The sequence below is a fragment of the Mesorhizobium sp. M7A.F.Ca.CA.002.05.1.1 genome, assembly GCF_003998335.1.
In the GTDB taxonomy this organism is placed as follows: domain Bacteria; phylum Pseudomonadota; class Alphaproteobacteria; order Rhizobiales; family Rhizobiaceae; genus Mesorhizobium.
Map to the genome: position 1 here is coordinate 1 of NZ_RZQI01001267.1, position 1249 is coordinate 1249.

The window sequence follows — 1249 nt, forward strand, 5'->3', positions numbered from 1 at the left end:
GTCCATTAGTCTGCACGTAAGTGTTACTCGCGCGCAGCCATTCGCTCTTATAAGCCTTGTGCCGATACATCCGCGCGCCGGGGAGCCGTGGCTGGATGTCATCAGCAAACGGAGATTCTCATGCGTATCCAATCCTTGGCGCCGATGCTTTCGGCACTGGCCATCTCGGTGTCCTTCCTTACGGCAGCGCCGGCCCTGGCGGAGACGGTGAAGCTGAAAGCGACGCTCGACGGCGCCCAGCAGAACCCGCCGGTGACCACGAAAGGCAAGGGCACCGCAGCTCTTACCTTCGACACGGCCACGAAGAAACTCAGCTGGAACGTCAAATATTCCGGGCTGAGCGGGCCGGCGACCGCCGGGCATATTCACGGCCCAGCCGCGATGGGTGAAAACGCCGGGGTGGCGATCCCGTTCAAGGGCAAGCTCAAGAGCCCGATCAAGGGATCGGCCGTGCTGACCGACGCGCAGGCCGCCGACCTGATGGGCGGCAAGGACTATGTCAACGTGCACACGGCAGCCAACAAGGACGGCGAAATCCGCGGACAGATCGAGACCGCCAAGTAGCGCAAGCCGCATGACAAAAAGGGGCGGGCGACCGCCTCTTTTTTTGTTTGGACTACGCCTTGTCGCGTATCTGCGTCATCGTCTTCGTCGGCGTGATCGCTTCGGGGTCGAGGCGGATTTCCACGATCGCCGGCTTGCCGCTGGCGCGGGCACGTTCGAAGGCGGGAGCGAAATCGGCGGTCTTGTCGACCGTTTCGCCATGGCCGCCATAGGCGCGGGCCAAGGCCGCGAAATCGGGGTTCTTGAGATCGGTGGCGACGACGCGGCCGGGATATTCGCGCTCCTGGTGCATGCGGATGGTGCCGTAGATGCCGTTGTTGACGACGACCACAATGATAGGCAGGTCATACTGCACGGCGGTGGCGAATTCCTGCCCGTTCATCAGGAAGCAGCCGTCGCCGGCGAAAGCGACCACGGTGCGCTCCGGGAACAGCTCCTTGGCGGCGACGGCCGCAGGCGTGCCATAGCCCATCGAGCCTGACGTCGGCGCACCTTGAGTGGCGAAGCGGCGGAAGCGGTGGAAACGATGCACCCAGGTGGCGTAGTTGCCGGCGCCGTTGGTGAGGATGGCGTCGTCGGGCAACATCTTTTCGAGGTAGTTCATGATCGGGCCCATCTGGACCGAGCCGGGGCCGCCTTCCGGTGGCGTCGACCAGTCCAGATAGGCGGCATGCAGCTTTGGCGT

2 protein-coding genes are annotated in these 1249 nt (G+C 63.7%); one reads left to right on the plus strand and one right to left on the minus strand.

What is annotated here, in order from left to right; all coding sequences use genetic code 11:
• Positions 1-120: 120 nt before the first annotated feature.
• Complete coding sequence (locus tag EN939_RS34750; RefSeq protein WP_127271887.1) at positions 121-564, plus strand: CHRD domain-containing protein; 444 nt, start codon at positions 121-123, stop codon at positions 562-564.
• Positions 565-616: 52 nt separating this feature from the next.
• Here the strand turns inward: EN939_RS34750 and EN939_RS34755 are convergent.
• On the minus strand, positions 617-1249 hold a 633-nt coding region (locus tag EN939_RS34755), incomplete at its 5' end, for a thiamine pyrophosphate-dependent enzyme (RefSeq protein WP_245473290.1).

Coding starts and splice junctions, on each gene's coding strand:
- EN939_RS34750 (WP_127271887.1), top strand. CDS start 121: ATGCGTATCCAATCCTTGGCGCCGATGCTTTCGGCACTGGCCATCTCG.